The organism is Parasphingomonas halimpatiens (assembly GCF_036663795.1).
Lineage (GTDB): Bacteria > Pseudomonadota > Alphaproteobacteria > Sphingomonadales > Sphingomonadaceae > Sphingomonas.
Genome location: NZ_JAXOJP010000023.1, coordinates 1 through 20,942, shown reverse-complemented (window position 1 = coordinate 20,942; position 20,942 = coordinate 1). Strand labels below are relative to the sequence as shown.

Below are 20,942 nucleotides of genomic sequence, written 5' to 3'. Positions count from 1 at the left end.
GCGCGGGTCGCCGCGATCAATTGGCCGTGCTGGTGGTGACGGTGCCGTTCACCCCGCTCGGGAAGAAGCCACCCTTGGTGACCTGGGCGGAATTGAGGAACAGGATGTTGAGCACGTTGCCGGCGCCGCGCGCATAGACCGTGCCGTCGGCATAGGTCGGTACGACGTTCGACACCGGGTTCGTGCCCGTCGTCGGCGAGATGCCCTGGTCGTCGTCGGTCGTGCCGTCGAGCGCATCGCGCAGGTTGGAGATCAGGTCGGCATTGCTGCGCAGCGACGCGGTCGTCGCGCCCTTGGCATAGAGCAGGGTGCGGATCGCCGCCGAATGATAGGCGTCGGTGATCATCGCACCGTTAAGGACCTCGACATGGCCGGTATCGGCGAGCAGCGGCGACGCGTTGCGCAGCGCCGTCACGCCGATATCCGCGAGGAGGAAGGCCGCGAGCAGGAAATTGCCGTCGCTGGCATAGGGATCGAAGGTCGCGCTGGCGCCCGAGATGACCGTGGCGGCGCGCATCGCCGTGCTGAACGCGCCGGTTGCGGTGGTGCTGAGGTCGATCGCCGGCTGGGCCGAGGTCTGTGTGCCGAGTTCGGTGCGCAGCCATGCGACGTGCGCGGCCGAATCCTGCGCGATCTCGCCGGCGATCTGCGCGACGACCGGATCGGTGAAGCTGACCTGGCGCGCGCCGGTCGCGGCACCCGCGACATTGGTGCCGGTAAGGGTCGTGCTGCCGGCGGTGATCTGCCCGGCGGACAGGCCGGTGCCGAAGGCGGCGAAATTATAGAATTGCGCCTCGAGATATTTCAGCTGCAACGCGAAGTTGAGGAAATCCACGTCGTTCGACGTGTCGGCAAAGGCGCGCGGCCCGACCGTCAGCGCGGCGGCACCGGCGACGGTGACCGCGGCCGCACCGAGCGCGGTGCGGAAGAACTGGCGGCGCTCGCTCGCCCGCTCCGCCATGAGAGGGTCGATCGGCAGCTGGTCGTCGGTCATGCGGGGCGGACCTTCCCTTGGATGCATTGTCGCCCGCCATCGGGCGGAAGCGCTGTTGTTCGCGTCCACCGGGTTCACCATTTTGCCGGAGATCGGGCAAAGAAGCGGGCACCGGACGACACGTCGAGTGGCGAGGTAGCCGAACTGGCAGGCAAACATCAACCGCCGTCGTGCACCGAACCGCGATCCGCGGCAAAATTGCGATGAATCAGGTCATTGCACGCCGTATGCGCGCTAGAAAGCGTAACCCAGCCCGACCGCGCCAAAGACCTGATCGGGATTGCCGGCGATCGGCGTGACGGGACTCGCCACGAATTCGCCTTCCATCCGGCCACGACCGACCGCGAGGAGCAGCAGCAGACCATGGCGCAGATCGCCGGCCAGCGCGATATCGGTGAAGCCGGTGACATTCACCGTCCGCCAGCCGCGGCGCGGCCGGGCATAGTCCGCCGACACCGACACGCCGAGCAGCAACTTGCGGTTGAGCGGGGTCGCATAGTCGATCGCCGGGGTGAAGGCTTCGCCGGTGACATTGCCGATGCCGCGGATGTAGGAAAGGCGGAAGGTCAGCGCATCGTCGCCGGTCACGACGCCCGTCCGGGTAACGCCGAGATAGCCGCCCGCGCCCAGTGCAATGCCGGTGGTGCGCGCCGCGGTGGTGCGCCGGTCGTCGATATAGCCGTCATCCGCGAGGCCGGCACCCAGCACCGGCCCGGCGGAGAAATGCCAGCCGGCACCCCCGGTGTCGCGCATCAGATCGACATAGACCTGCGAACCGCGGGTGAAGAACGCGATGCCGTGAAAATTGTCATGCACGCCGATGATCGGGGCGATGAGCGGGGAGCGTGGGCTGCGATAGCGCGGGCCAAAGCCCCAGCCGACGCCACCGCTGAGCATGTCGCGATCATTGTCCGCCTTGGCGATGACGATTCGCGGTACCGCGCGGACCTGCGCTGCGGCAGGCGACGCAACGACAACCGGTATGGCGATGGCCGGCATGGCGATGGCGAACAGCAGCTGGAATTTCACCGGCGCCCCCCAACGCGGTTGATTCATGGTTAACGTGATGTGGCGTCATGCGCGCGATGGCAACAGTCTTTCTGTCGTCTGGCGCCGCCGGAGTGTGTCATCGCCGCGCACCTTTCGGGCGGCGCGCGGGAATGTGCGGATATTGCGCAGCGACGACAGCCGAATGCCGCCCGACCCTTCGGGAAGCCGCTAGAAAGTGTAGCCGAGACCGAGCGCGCCGTAGAATTGATTTGGGCTTCCGGCGATCCGTGTCACGGGGCTGGCCGCGAAATCGCCCTGCACGCGGCTGTAGCCGCCGCCGACGACCAGCACCGCGCCGTGGCGCAGGTCGCCGCTGAGCGAGAAGCCGGCGAGCGCGCCGACCGTGATGTCCTGCCACCCCTTGCGCGCGGCAAAGACCGGCAGGCCGCTGCGCAGCGCGCCCGGCGCATCGACATCGTAATAGGTCTGGGCATAGCCCGTGCCGGCATAGTCGGCCGATACCGTCAGCCCGACCAGCACCGACTTGCTCAGCGGTGTCGAATAATCGAGCGCGGGCGTGACGATGTAGCTGCGGTGCACGGTGCCGACGTCATGGACATAGGAGACGCGCAGCGACAGCGAATCATAGTCGCTGGTGATCACCCCGGTCTTGCCGATGCCGACATAGCCCCCCGCCTCGAGCGCGATCTTGCGCCTGCCCAGCGCCTTGATCTGCGTGTCGACGACGCGACCAGTGCGATTGAGGTCGGCGCTCAGCACCGGGCCGGCGGAGAAGCTCCAGCGCGGCCCCGGCGGGGTCGGCACGAGATCGACGAACAGTTGCGCGCCGCGCGTGAAGAAGGAGCGGCCGTGATATTGCCCGCGCGCGGCGACGATCGGCGTCACGACATAGTCGTTCGAGCCCTGATAGCTCGGCAGATAGACGGCGCCGGCGCCGATCGTGAGCGTGTCGTCATTGGTATCCGACGGCTCGATGGCGATATTGGGGGCAGGAGTGGGAGTGGGGCGGTCCTGCGCGGCGACGGGCGAAGCGACGAGGACGACCGGAACGGCAAGCAGCGGCAGCAGAAATTTCACCAACATCACTCCACGGGATTGTTACGCGGACAACGCCATGTGGTGCATTTGGCTCCGCTACAAAAGATAGCGCATCACGACCTGTTGCGTTTCGGCATCACCGGCGATCGCGAAGCGCGCGGCGGCGAAGCGCGGCGCACCGAAGCCGATCGGCGGATTGCGCGAAAAGCCGAACCCCTCGCGCGGGATGCCCATAAAGGTATCGAGCTTCTTGTTGTTGTTCTCGTCATGGATCACGGCAATGGCGTAGCCGCCATAGGGCAGGCCGCCGATGCGCAGATCGTGGGTGCCCGCCGGGACCGAACGCGATACCGCCTGGCTATCGTCGACACAGGACGGGAAATTGTCGGGCGCGGCGGTCAGGCAGATGCGGACCATGCCCTTGGACGAGCGCAGCTTGGCGACGTCGATCGTCAGCTCAGACGTCGGCGTTGCCCCGACCAGCAGCCCCATCGCCGCCGCGCCCAGCGTCACCCGCTGCGCGAGCCGCGCGCCGATGCGCGTCGGCGAAGCCGCCGATGCCGCCATCGGTGCCGCACAGGCGATCCCAGAACCGGAAATATAGGCCATAGTTGCACCCGTACCGCTCATGATGTCGCTGGTGATGGCTTGCGGTGATGAGCCAACCCCCCAGTCGCCCCCGCCACATGAACGCCGGGAAAATTTCCCAACCCATATGATTGGTGACTCCCATAACGGTCATTATCGTCAGTACCAACCCCAAAGCGCCGACATGGATGGGAATGACGAAGACGAGCAGCGGAATGACCACCGCGCCGGTCAACGCCTCGATCGGGTGGAACGCCATCGCCGCCCAGGCGGTCGGTGGGCGGCTGGCATGATGGACGGCGTGCGCGAGGCGGAAGGGGCGCGGCCGATGCATCCAGCGATGCGTCCAGTAGAACCAGGTGTCATGCGCGGCGAGATAGAGCAGCACCGACAGCGGCAGATACCAAAAGGGCATGCTGTGGACGTCGCGGTAGATCAGCGTCCAGCCATGCTGCTGCCAGCCCCAGGCGACGATACCGGCGGGCGCGCCGTAGATCGCTGCCGAGGCGAGGCTCCAGCCGATCTCGCGCCGCATCTGCGCGTCGAGCCCGCGATAGAGGCCAGGGTGGCGAATGCGCGTCGCCAGCGCGAAGCCGCCCGATGCGGCGAGATACCGCACGCCGACAATCAACGTCATGGTCAGGGCGGACAGGGCGATGGCGAGGGCCGGGGACATGCCCAGCTCTTAGCCGGACCGTGGGGCTGCGCCTAGTCGCGTGGCATCGGGGCAAGGAGAGGCGGCTTTCGCCGCCCCTCCCGCTTCACCATTTGAGATCGAAATCCTTGCGCCGGATTTTCGCCATGCGGCCATCTGGGTGGTGGAACACCAGCCCTTCTTCCCCATGCGTCGCCAGCCATTCGAAAATGGCGTCGCGCGTCCGGTCGATCTCGACCTCGTCCCGGCCATGTCGCCAAAGCTGGTGGCGATCGAGGCCGTAGCGATTGCCCTGGACTTTCGGCCCGACCAGTTCGTACGTGCCATTGTCGAGATCGCGAGAAAACGCCTCGATATGCCACTTGCTGGCCGGATCGTCCGCCGCGACCGGCACCCATCCGGGCCAATGGCCCGTCACGGGATCGGGTTGCGGCTCGCACGCCTTGAAGCCCGTGGGAAGCGACCTGCCCATTTTTGCGTCGTAACGCTTGAAGAGCATGCCGTCCTCGACAAGGCAGGCTGTGCCATCATGCTTGATGGTGGCGTGTCCTTCCCCGTCGACAACCCATTGCGCCAGCACCTCGTTGGTTGCGCGGTGAGTGGCGCGGTCGATGACAAACACTGTTTGCATCTTCTTCATGTTCGAAAACTCCTGCTGAGGGTGTTTTCGAGTCCTCCCCTGGGCAGTCATCTTCGAATGAAGCGAACAGACGATGCCTCAATGAGGGGGGCTGGGCAACGTTGTTGTCGTTCGACGTTGCCCGCGTCAGCCGATCAATGCGATGCAGTCGGCGGCGATCGCCTCGAGTTCGGCCGGCGGCGTGCCGGCGCGTGCGCGCACGCTCAGTGAATGGAGCACCGACATCACCAGCCGCGCGGCGGCGCGCGGCCGCGCGATCCACGCCTTGTCGAACAGCGCGGTCATGCGGTCGTCCTGCATCGTCAGGAAGGTGCGCAGCGCGGCGCGGATCTCGGGATCGTTGACCGCCTCGGCGGTCGCCGTGCTGACCATGACGCAGCCCGATGGCGCGCGCTCGCCGGTCAGATAGCCATGGATGGTGTTGGCGAAGATCGCCTCGAGCAGCGCGCCCTTGGGCAGTTGCGCTGCCTCCAGCCGGTCGAAGGTGAGCTCGAGCCGCGCCGACACCACGGCCAGCGCGGCAAGGTATAGCGCGCGCTTGTCGCCGAACGCGGCATAGAGGCTTGGCCGGGCAAGACCGGTCGCATCGACCAGATCGTCGAGCGTCGTCGCGGCGAAGCCCTGGGTGCGGAAGCGCTCGCCTGCCGCCTTCAATGCCTGTTCCGGATCGAAGCCGCGCGGCCGCCCGCGCCCACGTCGCGCCTTTGCCGAATCCTGGTGACCGATGGTGCCGTCGCTCAATTTTATACCACTTCGCAAAAAATAAATCTTGATCCACTCAATTATGTGCGAGATAGTATGAAAATCAAGGAGGAGTCGTCATGAAGCTGTATTTCATTCCCTTCGCCTGCTCGCTCGCCGCGCGGATCGCGTTGATCGAGGCCGAGCTCGATTGTGACTTCGTCATGGTGACACCGGGCGGCAATCTGCCCGATGGTCGCCCGTTCGCGGCGGTCAGCCCGATGGGTTATGTCCCCGCAATCGAGACGCGCGGCGGGTTGGCGCTGTCGGAAGGATCGGCGGTGCTGACCTATATTGCCGATCTCGCCGCCGAGGGCGTGCTGGCGCCGCCGCCCTATAGCGACGAACGCTACCAGATGATGCGCTGGCTCAATTTCGTCTCGACCGAGCTTCACAAGGGCGTGTTCGCGCCGCTGATGACGACGCGGTCGAGCGACGGCGCACGTGACTGGGCGCGCTCGCTGCTCGACCGGCGCTTCGCGCTGTTGTCGGATCATCTCGCCGGGCAGAATTATCTGACCGGATCGTTCAGTGTCGCGGATGCCTATCTGCTCGCCGTCCTCAACTGGTGTGAGCATGCCGGGATCGCGATCGGCGAATGGCCGGTGCTCGCGGCATGGCGGGCAAAGACGCGCACCCGCCCCTCGGTCGCCCAGGCGATGCGTGAGGAGATGCCGCTGCGCAACGCGGCGTGAGAATTCGTCAGCGGCGGGCAGGCTTGGGTGGGTCTTCCCGGTCTATGCGCGCCCCGGCGACGGTCCACAACGCGCCGTCCGGGGTGCCGACGAAGATGGGCTGATGGGCGGTCAGCGAGGTGAAGACGTGTATCTCGGTCGGGTGCGGATCGAGCAGATGGGTCACGAAAATGCTCACCGGCTTGCCACCAGCCGGCGCTGCGGCGTCGCCGACTGTCAGACAGGAGCGGGTGAAATCGCGTTGCGCGACGATGCGGCCATCGGCGGCGATGTCGATCTCGTGATGACCACCCATCGGATATTGGTCGTTCACCAGCTGCGCCGAGAGCAGGTAGACCGGGATGATTCCATCCGGTCCGGGCGGCAGGACGACGGTGTTGAAGGCGCGGTCGTTGCATTTGAGCAACGTCTCGCCGGCGGCCACCGCCGCAACGCGCGCTGCGGCAAGGCGCAGCGCGAGCGGCGACAGCGCGCGATCGCTGTCGGCAGCCGGGACGCGCTCGTTCGACACCGCGCCATGGACGTAGTCGGCGAGATAGATGGTATAGGGCCTGCCGTCCGTAAGTCCGAAATAGCTCACCCGCAGCGCGTCGCCCTGCGGCTCGACCACCCAGCCACGAATGGCGCGCAGCGCGGCATCGGGCAGATGCTTCTCCGTCATCGCGTCGGTGGTGTGCCACGCCGCTTGGTCATAGTCGTAGATCGCCTGGCCGCGCGCGCTGACCGTAGCGAGATCGGCGCTCGGGATGGTGCGCTGCGCGGCGGCCGGGCTGGCGACGATCATCAGCAAAGATGCCAGTGCCACGCTGCGCATGTCGCGATCTCCCCGGCGCCATCCTAACCGCCATCGCGCGCGCCACAAGCCCTTAGAGGCGCTTGCAGCGACCGCTATTTCGGTTAGGGCTGTGGCATGCCGTCCACCATCAACTGCGACCTCGCGATCGTCGGCGGCGGCCTCGCCGGCTCGCTGATCGCGCTGGCGTTGGCGAAGAAGCGGCCCGATCTCGACGTGCGCATCGTCGAGTCGGCGCGCGCGCTGGGTGGCAATCACATCTGGTCGTTCTTCGCCGCCGACGTCGCGGCGGAGGATCGCTGGATCGTCGCGCCGCTGATCAGCTATGGCTGGACGGCCTACGACATCGCCTTTCCCGCGCACGCCCGCACCTTTCGCATGGGTTATTATTCGATCGAGTCGGAGCGGCTCGACACGGTGGTACGCGGCGCACTGCCCGAGCGCGCGCTGTTGCTCGGGCGCAAGGTGCTCGCGGCGGGGCCGCGCGCGGTGGTGCTGGCCGATGGCGACCGGATCGAGGCCAAGGGCGTGATCGATGCGCGCGGGCCGGGCGATCTTGGCTGCCTCGAGCTTGGCTGGCAGAAATTTCTCGGCGTCGAGTTCCGCCTCGACGAATCGCATGACGATCCGCGCCCGATGGTGATGGATGCGACCGTGCCGCAACATGATGGCTATCGCTTTGTCTACTGCCTGCCGCTGGCGGCGACGCGGATGTTCGTCGAGGACACCTATTACAGCGACACGCCGGACATCGATGCCGAGCTGCTGCGCGGCCGCGTCCATGATTATGTCGCCGCGCGCGGCTGGCAGGTCGAGCAGGCGGCACGCGAGGAAACCGGCGTCCTGCCGGTCGCGCTGGGCGGCGATTTCGCGGCCTATTGGCAGAGCGGTGGCAACAAGGTGGCCAAGGCGGGGATGCGCGCCGGGCTGTTCCACCCGACCACCGGCTATTCGCTGCCCGACGCCGTGCGCATGGCGGCGCTGATCGCCGACACGTCCGACCTGTCGGGCGCCGCGCTGCACGACCTGACCTGGCGCGTCGCATCGCGGACCTGGCGCGGGCGCGGCTTCTACCGGATGCTCGACAAGATGCTTTTTCGTGCTGCTGAACCCGAGGAGCGCTATCGGGTACTGGAACGCTTCTATCGCCTCAACCCCCGGCTGATCGGCCGGTTCTATGCGGGACAATCGACGATGTTCGACAAGCTAAGAGTGCTGACCGGCAAGCCGCCGGTGCCGATCGGCCGGGCGATCCGCGCGATCCGGGGGCAATCATGAGCCGCCGCGCAATCGTCATCGGGGCGGGGTTCGGCGGCCTTGCGCTCGCCATCCGCCTGCAGTCGGCCGGCGTCGAAACCACGGTGGTCGAGGCACGCGACAAGCCGGGCGGGCGGGCCTATTATTGGGAGAAGGACGGCTTCACCTTCGACGCCGGCCCGACCGTGATCACCGATCCGCCGTGCCTGCAGGAATTATGGGCATTGTCGGGCCACGACATGGCGGAGGACGTGACGCTCGCCCCGGTGCTGCCCTTCTACCGGCTCAACTGGCCCGACGGGACCAATTTCGACTATACCAACGACGACAATGTGCTGATGGCCGAGATCGCCAAGCTCGATCCGGAGGATGTCGCCGGCTATCGCAAGTTCCTCGAATATTCGGCCGGGGTCTATCATGAGGGCTATGAGAAGCTCGGCCATGTCGCGTTTCTCGACTTCGCCTCGATGATCAAGGCGGCGCCGGCGCTGGCCAAATATCAGGCGTGGCGCTCGGTCTATTCGATGGTGTCGAGCTTCGTGAAGAGCGAATATCTGCGCCAGGCCTTGTCCTTCCACACGCTGCTGGTCGGCGGCAACCCGTTCACCACCAGCGCGATCTATGCGCTGATCCACAAGCTCGAGCGCGATGGCGGCGTATGGTTCGCGATGGGCGGCACCAACAAGCTGATCGCCGGCATGGTGACGCATTTCGAGCGGCTCGGCGGCGTGATGCGGCTGAACGACGCGGTCACACACATCGCCACGCTCGGCGACCGCGCGACCGGCGTGACGACGGCGAGCGGCTGGTCGGCCGACGCCGACATGGTCGCGGTCAATGGCGACATCATGCATGCCTATCGCGACCTGTTGTCGGACTCGCGCTCGGCGCAGCGCACCCGCGCGAAGCTCGAGAAGAAGCGCTACTCGCCGTCGCTGTTCGTGGTGCATTTCGGCATCAAGGGCACCTGGCCCGGCATCCCGCACCACATGATCCTGTTCGGCCCGCGCTACAAAGGGCTGCTGTCCGACATTTACGATCACGGCGTGCTGTCGGAGGATTTCTCGCTCTACCTCCACCACCCGACCGTCACCGACCCGAGCATGGCGCCGGAGGGGCATTCGTCCTTCTACGCGCTCGCCCCGGTGCCGCACATGGGCAAGTTCCCGGTCGACTGGGACGAGATCGGGCCGATCCTCGAAAAGCGCATCCTCGACGAGATCGGGCGGCGGCTGATCCCCGACATCCATGAGCGCATCGTGACCAAGTTCCATTATGCGCCGAACGATTTCGCGCACGACCTCAAGGCGCATCTCGGCAGCGCCTTCAGCCTCGAGCCGGTGCTGACGCAGAGCGCTTGGTTCCGCGTCCACAATCGCGACGACCAGATCTCCAACCTCTATTTCGTCGGCGCGGGCACGCATCCGGGGGCGGGGATCCCCGGTGTCGTCGGCAGCGCCAAGGCGACCGCCGCGCTGATGCTGGAGGGACCGCGATGATTTCATTGTTGTTCCTCCCCAGCTCGCTGGGGAGGGGGACCAGCGAAGCTGGTGGAGGGGAACGCCGCGAGCGATGCGTTTGGGGCTTTGCCCCTCCACCGCCTTCGGCGGTCCCCCTCCCCATGTGCCACGGGGAGGAAGGTCAGTGAAGCGTCTGGCGGTCTATTGCGGTTCGGCCACGCCGAGCGACCCGGTCTATATCGAGACCGCGCGCGCGGTCGGGCGGACGCTGGCCGAGCGCGGCATCGGCGTCGTTTATGGCGGCGGCCGGCTCGGGCTGATGGGCGCGGTGGCGGACAGCGCGCTGGCGGCGGGCGGCGAGGTGATCGGCATCATTCCGCAAGCGCTGGTCAATGCCGAGGTCGCGCATCGCGGGCTGACCGAGCTCCACGTCGTCGAGACGATGCACCAGCGCAAACAGGCCTTTACCGATCTCAGCGACGGCTTCGTCAACCTGCCCGGCGGGACCGGCACGATGGACGAATTGTGGGAAGCGCTGAGCTGGGCGCAGATCGGTTATCACGCCAAGCCGGTCGGGCTGCTCAACACCGCCGGCTATTATGACCATCTGATCGCCTTCTATGCGAAGATGGGCGAGGTCGGTTTCCTGCGCCCGCAGCATCAGGGCGTGCTGCTGGTCGATGCGGCACTCGACGGGCTGCTCGCGAAGATGGCGGGCTATGTGCCGATCGAGACGATCACCAAGATGAAGGCCAGTGACCTTTGAGGGCACGGTCTGCCACATCACTCTCCCCGTTCGGGCTGGGCGAACGGAGCGAGGGGCAATGACGGCACTCCCCACCCGCGACGCGATCGTGGCGACCGCCCGCGAGTCGATCGCGCGGGGATCGAAGAGCTTCGCCGCCGCTAGCCTGTTGTTCGATCGCACGACGCGTGAACGCGCATGGCTGCTCTACGCCTGGTGCCGTGCGTGCGACGACATCGCCGACGGGCAGGACCATGGGCACGGCATGACGCGCGTCGACGATGCGCCAGCACGGCTCGTGCGCCTCACCGCGATGACCGAGGCGGCGCTCGCCGGTCAGGTCGTCGGCGATCCGGCGTTCGACGCGCTGCGCATCGTCGCCGCCGAAACCGCCATGCCGCCGCGTTTCGCGCGCGATCTCATCGCCGGCTTCGCGCTCGATGCTGAGGAATGGCGGCCGCACAGCGAGGCGGATCTCTACCAATATTGCTACCATGTCGCCGGCGCGGTCGGTTGCATGATGGCGGTGGCGATGGGCGTGGCGCCCGACGACGAGGCGACGCTCGACCGCGCCTGCGATCTCGGCATGGCCTTCCAGCTCGCCAATATCGCGCGCGACATTGCCGAGGACGATCGTGTCGGGCGCTGTTACCTGCCGGTCGCCTGGCTGGTCGAAATGGATATCCCGCCGGGCGAGCATATGAAGCCGCACTTCCGCCCGCGCCTCGCGATACTCGCCGGGCGGCTGGCGGCACGCGCGGCGGCGTTCGAGCAGAGCGCGCGCTACGGCACGCCCGCGCTGCCGTTCCGCTCGGCCTGGGCGGTGTTGTCGGCGGCGGGAATCTATGGCGCGATCGGCCGCGCCGTGGCGGCGCGCGGCGAACATGCCTGGGATCACCGCGTGACGACGAGCGCCGCGGCCAAGCTCGGCTTTATCGCCAGGGCGGCGGGCGATGCCGCGCGGCGGCACAGCCTTTATCCGTTGCGGCCGCGCGACCCCGATCTGTGGCGCCGCCCGGTGGCGTGAAGGCCGCGCTAACCATTGCCGGTCATATGCGGGTTACCGCGCCGCGCGATAAGGCACGCTTGTTGACGCATTTGATCAAAGGGACGGGTCGATGACCGCATTGTCCGTCAGACTGTCGCGCGCCCTGTCGGGCGGGCGCCGTACGCCGCCGCCACCCTCGACGCGGGCGAGCCTGCTTGCCACCTTGCTGCGCAAGCGCGCCACGGCGCACAATGTCGGCGCCGAGGATCTCGAGGCCTTGCTGCGCGACCAGATTCGCTGGGCACTGCCGATGATCGAGACCGAGTCGACGCTACCCGAGTAAAGGCTCGCCCGGATAGGGCCGCGGGTGCAATCGCGCACCGATCCAGCCGCCGAGCAGCGGGGCGATGACCGCGCCGGCCTGCATCCACAACGGATGGCCGAACTGGATCATGTTGGCGACGCCGCCCGCTATCAGCAGCAGGACGATGATCCAGCCTGTCCAGCGCCGGTCGCTGATCCGCAGGCACAGCCACACCCCGCCAAGCGCGCCGAGCAGCCAGCCGCCCACGACGAGCAACTTGGCGGCCATCGGCATGGCGAAGACATAGGCGCCGAGTGCCGCCGCATCGGTCGTGTCGAGATCGGCCGGGACGGGATAGAGCCGCTCGTCCACGCCTTCGACCAGCAGGATGATGAGGAAGGCTGCAACCAGGCCTGCTACGATAGCCAGAATTTTGCGGATCATCGCGCCCCCGGTAACATCAACGCCGGGCTCTTAGCGGCAGAATGCCCGCCAGCCTAGTGGTCCGATTCTGACATTTGCTACCGCTTTCGGCTAGGTTGCGGGCAAATGTCAGAATCTTCCGGACCACTAGCAACTGTATGATGCTAGTGGATTTTAAGATTTTGACATTCGCTCACGCCCTATCCGGTTAGGGGGGCGCGAATGTCAAAAATCAATCCACTAGCCGCGCCCGTGCTGGTCGCCGCGCTGCTGCGCCAGCAACTGGCCGCTGGCGCGGCAGGCGGCGCTGATCACCGGAAAGGACAGGTCGCTGTTGCGGGCGAGCGCGGCCGGCATCGCCACCTGGCACGCCCGGATCGACTGGTAATGCACCGGCTCGACGCGCGCCTGCGCGCACTGGTCCGATCCATCCCCGCAGCCCATGATCGCCATGACGTAGAAGAGCGGTTCCATGCCCTGTCTCCTATTTCCTGGAGATAAAAGCGATGAGATGCCCGCAAGGTTCCACGGAACGCTTTCGGATGGGCTTGACCGCGCCTACATGGCGTAGCGATGCCCCCATTGACCGAAACCCCCAGCGTCGACCGTCCCATGCTACCGACGCTGCGCCGCTTCCTCCCCTATCTCTGGCCGGCCGGCGAACCCGCGCTCAAGGCACGGATCGTCGGTGCGATGTTCTTCGTCGTCGCGTCGAAGGTCATGCAGGTCTATGTCATCGGCTATTCGCTCAAATACGCCGTCGACCGGATGTCGCTTGGCGATCGCAGCACGGCATGGCTGGTGGTTGCGCTGGTCGTCGGTTACGCCGCTGCACGCTTCTCGACCACGCTGTTCGACAATCTGCGCAACGCGATCTTCGAGCGCGTCGGGCAGGAGGCGACACGGCGGCTGGCATCGAAGGTGTTCCGCCACCTCCACCAATTGTCGCTGCGCTTTCATCTCGAGCGGCGCACCGGCGCGGTCACCAAGGTGGTCGAGCGCGGCACCAAGAGCATCGACACGATGCTCTATTTCATGCTGTTCAACATCGCGCCGACGGTGCTCGAGCTGGCACTGGTGCTCAACCTGTTTCGCCAGAATTACGGCGCCTGGCTGGTCGCCGCGACGGTCGCGATGGTCGTCGCCTATATCGCTTTCACGCGCTGGGTGACCGACTGGCGCGCGGCGCTGCGCGCGCAGATGAACGATCTCGACACCGGTGCGGTGGCGCATGCCGTGGATTCGCTGCTCAACTTCGAGACGGTCAAATATTTCGGCGCCGAGGAGCGCGAGGGCCGGCGCTACGAGGCGGCGATGGTTGCCTATGCCAACGCCGCGACGCACAGCGAGAATTCGCTGGCGTGGCTCAATATCGGCCAGGCGCTGATCACCAACGTCATGATGGGCTTCGGCATGGGGCTGATCGCCTGGGGCTGGGGCCAGGGGCGTTTCTCACCCGGCGACGTCATCTTCGTCTCGACCTTGTTGTCGCAGATGTTCCGCCCGCTCGATCTGCTCGGCATGGTCTATCGCACCATCCGCCAGGGCATTCTCGACATGGGCGCGATGTTCGATCTGGTCGATACGCCGAGCGAGATCGTCGATATCCCCGACGCCCCGTCGCTCAAGGTTGGGCATGGCCATGTCCGCTTCGAGGGCGTGCATTTCGGCTATGATGCCGATCGCGAGATCCTGCACGGCATCGATCTCGACATTCCCGCCGGCAACACGCTGGCGGTGGTCGGGCCGTCGGGCGCCGGCAAGTCGACGCTCGCGCGGCTGATGTACCGTTTCTACGACCTGACCGGCGGGCGCATCACGATCGACGGGCAGGACATATCCGAGGTGACGCAGGCGAGCCTGCGCGGCGCGATCGGCATCGTGCCGCAGGATACCGTGCTGTTCAACGACACGATCGGCTACAATATCGCCTATGGCCGCGAAGGCGCCGGCCAGGACGAGATCGAGCGCGCGGCCAAGGGCGCCTCGATCGCCGGTTTCATCGAGGGCCAGACGCACGGCTATGAAACGCGCGTCGGCGAGCGCGGGCTGAAGCTGTCGGGCGGCGAGAAACAACGCGTGGCGATCGCGCGCACCCTGCTAAAGAACCCGCCGATCCTGATCCTCGACGAGGCGACCTCGGCGCTCGACAGCCGCACCGAAAGCGAGATCCTCGACACGCTGCAGGCGATCGAGCGCGGCCGCACCACGATCGTCATCGCCCACCGCCTGTCGACCGTCGTCCATGCCGACGAGATCGTCGTGCTCGAGGCCGGCCGCGTGGTCGAGCGCGGCAGTCACGCCGTGCTGCTGCGCAAGAAGGGGCTCTACGCGGAGATGTGGTCGCGCCAGGCACAGGAACGCGAACAGGCGCTCGCGGCGGAGTAGGCGCGCGGTGGCCGGGCGACTTCTTTCGCACCGCCGCTCGCCACGCCTCTATCCGTCACCCCGGACTTGTTCCGGGGTCCACTAAGCCGCCTGGCCAAAGGCCGATGGATTTGCGGAACGGTGGATGCAGGAACAAGTCCGGCATGGCGGTGGTGATCGCAGGTGTCGCAACGCCCGCCGCCGGCAACTTTCAGCCCGTTATCCCAGCCAGCCCGGCCCGACATTGCGGCCCTACGCCAGCAAATCCCGCGTCTCGGGGTGCCGCTTCATATAGGCCGCGACGAACGGGCATTGCGGCACGACCTTCAGCCCCTGGTCGCGCGCGCTGTCGAGCGCGGCGCGGATCAGCGTGCTGGCGACGCCCCGTCCCTCGATCGCCTTGGGCACGACGGTGTGGGTGAAGACGATCGTGTCGCCCTCGAGCTGATAGGCGGCGAGCGCACGGTGGCCGTCGACCACCAGTTCGAATTCCTGCTCGGCCTTGTTGTCGCGTACGATTTGCATCCGCCACGCTTGCACCGGACCGGGCGGCACGTGCAAGAGCGCGCGATGCCGCGTGATCCGCTTCCCACCCTGCAATCGACCTTCGGCTTTCCCGATTTCCGCGGCGTCCAGCGCCAAGTGGTCGATCGCGTGCTGGCCGGCACCAACACGCTGGCGGTGATGCCGACCGGCGCGGGCAAGTCGCTCTGCTATCAATTGCCCTCGGTCGTACTCGACGGCACCTGCGTCGTGGTCAGCCCGCTGATCGCGCTGATGCATGACCAGCTGCGCGCCGCCGAGGCGATCGGCATTCGCGCCGCGACGCTGACCTCGGTCGATACCAACCAGGCCGAGACGATAGCGCGCTTCCGCGCTGGTGAGCTCGACCTGCTCTATGTCGCGCCGGAGCGCGCCTCGGGCGGGGGTTTCCGCGACATGCTCGGCCAGGCCCGGCTCAGCCTGTTCGCGATCGACGAGGCGCATTGCGTGTCAGAATGGGGGCATGATTTCCGCCCCGATTATCGTCTGTTGCGCCCGCTGCTCGATGCCTTTGGCGATGTGCCCCGGCTTGCGCTCACCGCCACTGCAGACGCGCATACCCGCGCCGACATTCTCGATCAGCTCGGCATCCCGCATGAAGGGTTGATCGTCGCCGGCTTCGACCGGCCCAATATCCGCTATTTGATCAGCCCGAAGGACAATGTCGCGCGGCAGATCGCCGACCTCATCGCCGAACAGCCCGGCCCGGGCATCGTCTATGCCCAGACGCGCGCCGCGACCGAGAAGCTCGCCGAACAGCTCGGGCGCACCGGCCGCCCGACACGCGCCTATCATGCCGGGCTCGACCCCGCGGTGCGCGCGCGCAACCAGACCGATTTCGTCGCTTCGGAAGATATGGTGATCTGCGCCACGGTCGCCTTCGGCATGGGCATCGACAAGCCCGACGTGCGCTTCGTCGCACACGCCGGCCTGCCCAAGTCGATCGAGTCCTTCTACCAGGAAACCGGCCGCGCCGGGCGCGACGGCGACCCGTCGGTGGCACATCTTTTCTGGGGCGCGGAGGATTTCGCCAAGGCGCGCCAGCGCATCGGCGAGGTCGAGCCGGCGCGCCAGCCGGGCGAACGCACGCGGCTCAACGCGCTCGGCGCGCTGGTCGAGACGGCGGGGTGCCGGCGGCGTATCCTGCTCAAGCATTTCGGCGAGAGCCCGGCCGAGAGCTGCGGCAATTGCGACAATTGCCTCAATCCCCCGAAGGGCGTCGACGCGACCGAGACGGCGAAGAAATATCTCTCGGCGGTGTTCCGCACCGGGCAGATGTTCGGCGCGGGTTATGTCGAGAGCATCCTCACCGGCCAGTCGAGCGAGCGCAGCCTGATGAACGGGCATGAGGCGCTGTCGGTGTTCGGTATCGTCGACGGCGCGGAAGTCGCGTTGCTCAAGCTGGTCGGGCGTGCGCTGATGCTGCGCGATGCGTTGCGCGCCAACGCGCATGGCGGGCTCGAATTCGGTCCCGGCGCGCGCCCGATCCTCAAGGACGGCGAGGTCGTCACGCTGATCGTCCCGCCGGCGCGCGAGGCGCGGCGGCGCGGCAAGGGCAGCGCCGCCGCGCCCAATCCGATCGGCGATCCGCTGTTCGAGGCGCTGCGCAGCTGCCGCCGCGAGCTGGCCAAAGAGGCGCAGGTGCCGCCTTATGTCATCTTCCACGATTCGGTGCTGCGCGAGATGGCGCTGCTGCGGCCCACCAACCGCGACGCGCTGTCGCGCATCACCGGCGTCGGCTCGCGCAAGCTCGAGGCCTATGGCGACGCGTTCCTTGCGGTGATACGCGAGCACTGATCCGCCCGATTCCGGCGGAGCGATGCAAGGCGAGTTTATGGCAAACATCAGGAAGATCGACGACCGCATCTCGGTCGCGCCGCAAATCACCCCCTGGGACGTGAGCGAGATCGCGCGGGCCGGCTTCGTCGCGATCGTCAACAACCGCCCCGACGATGAGGAACCCGGCCAGCCCGATGGCGCCGAGATCCGCGCGGCGGCCGAGGCGGCGGGGCTGGCTTACACCGAAATCCCGATCACCCATGCCGGCTTCTCGCACCCGCAGGTCGCAGCGATGGTCGCGGCGCTCGGCGCGGCCGGCGGCCCGGTGCTGGCTTATTGCCGCTCGGGCACGCGCTCGTGCAATCTCTGGGCTTTGGCCTCGGCCACCGCCGGCGGCGATCCGGCCGAGCTCGTCGCCAAGGGCGCTGGCGCGGGCTACGACCTGTCGGGGATCAGGCCGCTGCTCGACCAGCTGTCGGGCCAGTCATGAACTGGATGCAGCTCGGCGGATCGATCGTCGCCATCCTGCTGCTCGCCGGCGTGGCGCGGATGCTGCGGCTCGGTGAGAGCAAGATCGCCACCGCCGCCGATGCGCGCCGCTTCGCCGAGGAGGCGCTGGTCGGCTTCGAGGCGCGTCACGCGCTCGTCGGGCAGGATGGCAATGCCGCCTTGGTCGCCGGCAATGGCGCGATCGCGGTACTCAAACGCCACGGTGCGCAGGTAGCGGTGCGCCGGCTGTTGCCGCCGCTGCGCATCCGCGAGGCGGTCGAAGGCGTCACGGTCGAAACCGGCGAGCGGCTGTTCGGCGCGGTGACGCTGCTCGGCGTGCTCCCGATCGACGTTGAGGTACTGGAAGCGCCACTGACATTGATGTAAGCAAGCCGCGATGAAGCTGCCGAATCCCGTCGATTATGCCGTACCCGCCTTTGTGCTGCTGGTGCTGGCAGAGATGCTCGTCGCCTGGGCGCGCGACCGCAAACGCTATGAGCCGAAGGACACGCTCGTGTCGCTCGCGCTCGGCACGGGCAGCACCGTCGCCGGCGTGCTGACCGGCGGCTTCGCTTATGCGCTCGCGCTGTGGTTCTGGCAGTTCCGGGTCTTCGATCTCGGTTATGCCTGGTACTGGTTCGTGCTCGCCTTCGTCATCGACGACCTGGCCTATTATGTCTTCCACCGCATGGCGCACCGCGTGCGCTGGTTCTGGGCCAGCCACGTCATCCACCATTCAAGCCAGCATTATAACCTGTCGACCGCCTTGCGGCAGACTTGGACCGGCTTCTTCTCGCTCTCCTTCCTGTTCCGCCTGCCGCTCGTGGTGATCGGCTTTCCGCCGGAAATGCTGCTGTTCGTCGGCGGGATCAACCTGATCTACCAGTTCTGGATCCATACCGAGGTGATCGGCCTGATGCCGCGCTGGTTCGAGGCGGTGATGAACACGCCGTCGCACCACCGCGTCCACCACGCCACCAACCCGCGCTATCTCGACACCAATTATGCCGGGGTGTTCATCGTCTGGGATCGGCTGTTCGGCACCTTCACGCCCGAACGCGACGACGAACGGCCCCGTTATGGCATCGTCAAGAATCTCGGCTCGTTCAACCTGCTTTGGGCGGCGTTCCACGAATGGGTCGGCATTGCGCGCGACATGTGGGCGGCGCCCGGCTTGCGTGCCAAACTGGGCTATCTCGTCATGCCGCCGGGGTGGAGCCATGACGGCAGCCGCGATACATCCGAGACGATCAAGGCGCGCTGGGCCGAGACTCAACAGCGGGGGGAATAGCCTGGTGGAAGAAGCGGATATCGTCGTCGTCGGCGGCGGCTCGGGTGGGGCTGCGGCCGCCGGTCGGCTGAGCGAGGGCGGCAAATACAGCGTCGCATTGCTCGAGGCGGGCGGGCGCAACACCGGGCTGCGCACGCGCATCCCGGGTTTCCTCGCCTTTCAGAACGACGCGACCAATTATCGCTTCGAGACCGTGCCGCAGGTCGGGCTCAACGGTCGGCGCGGGTACCAGCCGCGTGGGCGCGGGCTTGGCGGGTCGAGCGCGATCAACGCCATGCTTTATCTGCGCGGCAACAAATGGGATTACGACAATTGGGCGGCGATGGGCTGCCCCGGCTGGTCCTATGACGAGGTGCTGCCGGTGTTCAAACGCGCCGAGCGCAACATGCGCGGCGCCGATGATTTTCATGGCGGCGACGGCCCGCTGTTCGTTTCCGACCAGTGCGATCCGCATCCTGGCTCGGTCGAGTTCGTCGAATCCGCGCGCCAGTTGCAGATCCCGGCCAATGACGATTTCAACGGCGCACGGCAGGAAGGCGTCGGTCTCTACCAGGTGACGCAAAAGGGCGGCGAGCGCTGGAGTTCGTCGCGCGCCTATATCGAGGGCGCGGCGCGGCGGGAGAATCTCACCGTGCTGACCGGGGTAGTCGCCGAGCGCGTACTGTTCGACGAGGGGCGCGCCTGGGGTGTCGCCTATCTGCAGGACGGCGAATCGCGCGAGATCCGCGCGCGCCGCGCGGTGGTGCTCGCCGGCGGCGTGTTCGGCACGCCGCAACTGCTGATGCTGTCGGGAATCGGCCCGGGGCGCCATCTGCGCGACATGGGCATTGCCGTGCATATCGACCGCCCGGCGGTCGGCACCAACCTGCAGGACCATCTCGATTACGTCGCGGCATTCGAGACCAGGGGGCGGTACTTCCTCGGCAGTTCGCTGCTCGGCACACTCGGCTTTGCCGGCTCGCTGGTGCAATGGCTGCGCAAGCGGCGCGGCACGATGACCTCGCCCTTTGCCGAGTCAGGGGGCTTCCTGACGCTCAACCGCGACGCGCCCGCGCCTGACATCCAGATTCACTTCGTGCCCGTGGTGCTCGAGGATCATGGCCGCACCAAGCTCAAGTCGCACGGTTTTTCGTGCCATGTCTGCGTGCTGCGACCGGAAAGCCACGGCACCGTGCGGCTCGCCTCGATCGACGCCCGCGTGGCGCCGCTGATCGATCCCGCCTTCCTGACCGATCCGCGCGACATCGCGCTGCTCAAGCTCGGCGTGCGCGCAATGTACCGCATTCTCGAAACGCCGCCGCTCAGCAATCACAAGGGCAAGGATCGCTACCCGATCGACCTCGACAATGACGACGCGCTCGAACGGCTGATCCGCGCCCGCGCCGATACGATCTATCACCCGGTCGGCACCGCGCGGATGGGCTCGGACGAGCAGGCGGTGTGCGACCCGCGGCTACGCGTACGCGGCGTCGAGGGGCTGTATGTCGCCGACGCCTCGATCATGCCCAAGCTCATCTCGGGCAACACCAATGCGCCCTCGATGATGATCGGCGAGCGCTGCGCCGATTTCGTGCTCGCCGATCTGGCGTAACCATCCGCGCCGCTCCTTTCGGGGCGGCGCGGACGATCAAGCTGCCGTTCAGCTTTCGCCGCTACAGCACGAGGCGTGGACAGAAAGACCCTCAACAAGGCCGGCGTTGCCGCGCTCGTCGTGCTTGCCCCGGGCGGGATGATCCTTGGCGGCCTGCTGGCGTATCGCGCGTATCGCAAGCGCGCCGACGCGCTGGCCGCCAAGGATCGGCCCGCTACCTGATACCGCCTCTCATGGAGGGGCTTGGAAGAGTTATCGTCGATGGCATTTGGCATGACCCGGCTTGCCGTGATTCAACCGCGGCACGAATCAGGACATCGTCGCGCCCATGACCGTCGCGATGCCGGCGGCCTCCTTCTCATTGTCGATCGTCCGGAACAGGGGCCTGTTATGGCCTTGTTTCTTTCTTGATACCCCTTGTTCGGCGCACCTGTTATACCAACGGCCTTAAAGATTGACCTGTGCCCAGCTTCGCGTTGTGACAGAAGCAACGCGGGCGAGGTCGTTGGCGAAGAAATTCCAGGCATCGCAACATTTTGAGACGACATGA

24 protein-coding genes are annotated in these 20,942 nt (G+C 66.6%); 13 read left to right on the top strand and 11 right to left on the bottom strand.

What is annotated here, in order from left to right:
* Positions 1-16 precede the first annotated feature (16 nt).
* From U1839_RS18935 to U1839_RS18905, 7 genes are all read right to left on the bottom strand, one after another.
* Positions 17-994: a ferritin-like domain-containing protein gene (locus U1839_RS18935; RefSeq protein WP_332805140.1), complete on the bottom strand. Its 978-nt coding sequence runs from the start codon at positions 992-994 to the stop codon at positions 17-19.
* 234 nt (positions 995-1,228) lie between these two features.
* Positions 1,229-2,050: a hypothetical protein gene (locus U1839_RS18930; RefSeq protein ID WP_332805139.1), complete on the bottom strand. Its 822-nt coding sequence runs from the start codon at positions 2,048-2,050 to the stop codon at positions 1,229-1,231.
* Positions 2,051-2,212: 162 nt separating this feature from the next.
* The gene (locus U1839_RS18925; RefSeq protein WP_332805138.1) at positions 2,213-3,082 is read right to left on the bottom strand and encodes a MipA/OmpV family protein; all 870 of its coding nucleotides are present in this window, start codon (positions 3,080-3,082) and stop codon (positions 2,213-2,215) included.
* Between the two features lie 57 nt (positions 3,083-3,139).
* Complete coding sequence (locus tag U1839_RS18920) at positions 3,140-3,556, bottom strand: DUF2141 domain-containing protein (protein ID WP_443030641.1); 417 nt, start codon at positions 3,554-3,556, stop codon at positions 3,140-3,142.
* A complete protein-coding gene (locus U1839_RS18915; RefSeq protein WP_332805137.1) occupies positions 3,501-4,307 on the bottom strand; it encodes a sterol desaturase family protein in 807 nt (268 codons plus the stop codon). Before U1839_RS18915 ends, U1839_RS18920 begins: the two co-directional genes overlap by 56 nt.
* A gap of 85 nt (positions 4,308-4,392) precedes the next feature.
* Complete coding sequence (locus U1839_RS18910; protein ID WP_332805136.1) at positions 4,393-4,977, bottom strand: hypothetical protein; 585 nt, start codon at positions 4,975-4,977, stop codon at positions 4,393-4,395.
* A 75-nt stretch (positions 4,978-5,052) separates the two neighbouring features.
* Entirely contained in the window at positions 5,053-5,667 is a 615-nt protein-coding gene (locus tag U1839_RS18905) for a TetR/AcrR family transcriptional regulator (protein ID WP_332805135.1), read from the bottom strand.
* 80 nt (positions 5,668-5,747) lie between these two features.
* On the opposite strand from U1839_RS18905, the gene U1839_RS18900 reads away from it, so the two are divergent.
* Positions 5,748-6,362: a glutathione S-transferase C-terminal domain-containing protein gene (locus U1839_RS18900; protein WP_332805134.1), complete on the top strand. Its 615-nt coding sequence runs from the start codon at positions 5,748-5,750 to the stop codon at positions 6,360-6,362.
* A 7-nt stretch (positions 6,363-6,369) separates the two neighbouring features.
* Here U1839_RS18900 and U1839_RS18895 read toward each other — a convergent pair whose 3' ends face one another.
* The gene (locus U1839_RS18895; protein ID WP_332805133.1) at positions 6,370-7,176 is read right to left on the bottom strand and encodes a hypothetical protein; all 807 of its coding nucleotides are present in this window, start codon (positions 7,174-7,176) and stop codon (positions 6,370-6,372) included.
* A 96-nt stretch (positions 7,177-7,272) separates the two neighbouring features.
* Here U1839_RS18895 and crtY point away from each other — a divergent pair, with 96 nt between their 5' ends.
* The 5 genes from crtY to U1839_RS18870 all read left to right on the top strand — a co-directional run bounded on the left by crtY (position 7,273) and on the right by U1839_RS18870 (position 11,948).
* Positions 7,273-8,433, top strand: a complete 1,161-nt coding sequence (gene crtY, locus U1839_RS18890) for a lycopene beta-cyclase CrtY (protein ID WP_332805132.1) — start codon at positions 7,273-7,275, stop codon at positions 8,431-8,433.
* Positions 8,430-9,911, top strand: a complete 1,482-nt coding sequence (locus tag U1839_RS18885; RefSeq protein WP_332805131.1) for a phytoene desaturase — start codon at positions 8,430-8,432, stop codon at positions 9,909-9,911. Before crtY ends, U1839_RS18885 begins: the two co-directional genes overlap by 4 nt.
* A gap of 145 nt (positions 9,912-10,056) precedes the next feature.
* Complete coding sequence (locus U1839_RS18880) at positions 10,057-10,638, top strand: LOG family protein (RefSeq protein ID WP_332805130.1); 582 nt, start codon at positions 10,057-10,059, stop codon at positions 10,636-10,638.
* Positions 10,639-10,696: 58 nt separating this feature from the next.
* Entirely contained in the window at positions 10,697-11,644 is a 948-nt protein-coding gene (locus U1839_RS18875) for a phytoene/squalene synthase family protein (RefSeq protein WP_332805129.1), read from the top strand.
* Positions 11,645-11,735: 91 nt separating this feature from the next.
* Complete coding sequence (locus U1839_RS18870) at positions 11,736-11,948, top strand: hypothetical protein (protein WP_332805128.1); 213 nt, start codon at positions 11,736-11,738, stop codon at positions 11,946-11,948.
* On the opposite strand, the gene U1839_RS18865 is transcribed toward U1839_RS18870, so the two are convergent.
* Together U1839_RS18865 and U1839_RS18860 are read right to left on the bottom strand one after the other, a co-directional pair.
* Positions 11,937-12,353 (bottom strand): hypothetical protein, encoded by a 417-nt coding sequence (locus tag U1839_RS18865; RefSeq protein WP_332805127.1) that lies wholly within the window; start codon positions 12,351-12,353, stop codon positions 11,937-11,939. The genes U1839_RS18870 and U1839_RS18865 overlap by 12 nt on opposite strands.
* Positions 12,354-12,572: 219 nt before the next feature.
* Entirely contained in the window at positions 12,573-12,806 is a 234-nt protein-coding gene (locus U1839_RS18860) for a hypothetical protein (RefSeq protein WP_332805126.1), read from the bottom strand.
* A gap of 99 nt (positions 12,807-12,905) precedes the next feature.
* On the opposite strand from U1839_RS18860, the gene U1839_RS18855 reads away from it, so the two are divergent.
* The gene (locus U1839_RS18855; RefSeq protein ID WP_332805125.1) at positions 12,906-14,720 is read left to right on the top strand and encodes an ABCB family ABC transporter ATP-binding protein/permease; all 1,815 of its coding nucleotides are present in this window, start codon (positions 12,906-12,908) and stop codon (positions 14,718-14,720) included.
* Between the two features lie 231 nt (positions 14,721-14,951).
* Here the strand turns inward: U1839_RS18855 and U1839_RS18850 are convergent, their stop codons facing one another.
* Positions 14,952-15,224, bottom strand: a complete 273-nt coding sequence (locus tag U1839_RS18850) for a GNAT family N-acetyltransferase (RefSeq protein WP_281128106.1) — start codon at positions 15,222-15,224, stop codon at positions 14,952-14,954.
* Positions 15,225-15,269: 45 nt separating this feature from the next.
* Here U1839_RS18850 and recQ point away from each other — a divergent pair, with 45 nt between their 5' ends.
* From recQ to U1839_RS18820, 6 genes are all read left to right on the top strand, one after another.
* Positions 15,270-17,039 carry a DNA helicase RecQ gene (gene recQ, locus U1839_RS18845; protein ID WP_332805124.1) on the top strand — a complete coding sequence of 590 codons (1,770 nt, stop codon included), beginning with the start codon at positions 15,270-15,272 and terminating at the stop codon, positions 17,037-17,039.
* A 37-nt stretch (positions 17,040-17,076) separates the two neighbouring features.
* Complete coding sequence (locus U1839_RS18840; RefSeq protein WP_332805123.1) at positions 17,077-17,511, top strand: TIGR01244 family sulfur transferase; 435 nt, start codon at positions 17,077-17,079, stop codon at positions 17,509-17,511.
* Entirely contained in the window at positions 17,508-17,897 is a 390-nt protein-coding gene (locus U1839_RS18835; protein ID WP_281128101.1) for a hypothetical protein, read from the top strand. The genes U1839_RS18840 and U1839_RS18835 overlap by 4 nt, the downstream gene beginning before the upstream one ends.
* 10 nt (positions 17,898-17,907) lie before the next feature.
* A complete protein-coding gene (locus U1839_RS18830; RefSeq protein ID WP_332805122.1) occupies positions 17,908-18,801 on the top strand; it encodes a sterol desaturase family protein in 894 nt (297 codons plus the stop codon).
* 4 nt (positions 18,802-18,805) lie between these two features.
* Complete coding sequence (locus tag U1839_RS18825; RefSeq protein WP_332805121.1) at positions 18,806-20,392, top strand: GMC family oxidoreductase; 1,587 nt, start codon at positions 18,806-18,808, stop codon at positions 20,390-20,392.
* Between the two features lie 75 nt (positions 20,393-20,467).
* Positions 20,468-20,614, top strand: coding sequence for a hypothetical protein (locus U1839_RS18820; RefSeq protein WP_332805120.1), 147 nt, complete (start codon positions 20,468-20,470; stop codon positions 20,612-20,614).
* The last annotated feature ends 328 nt before the right edge of the window (positions 20,615-20,942 follow it).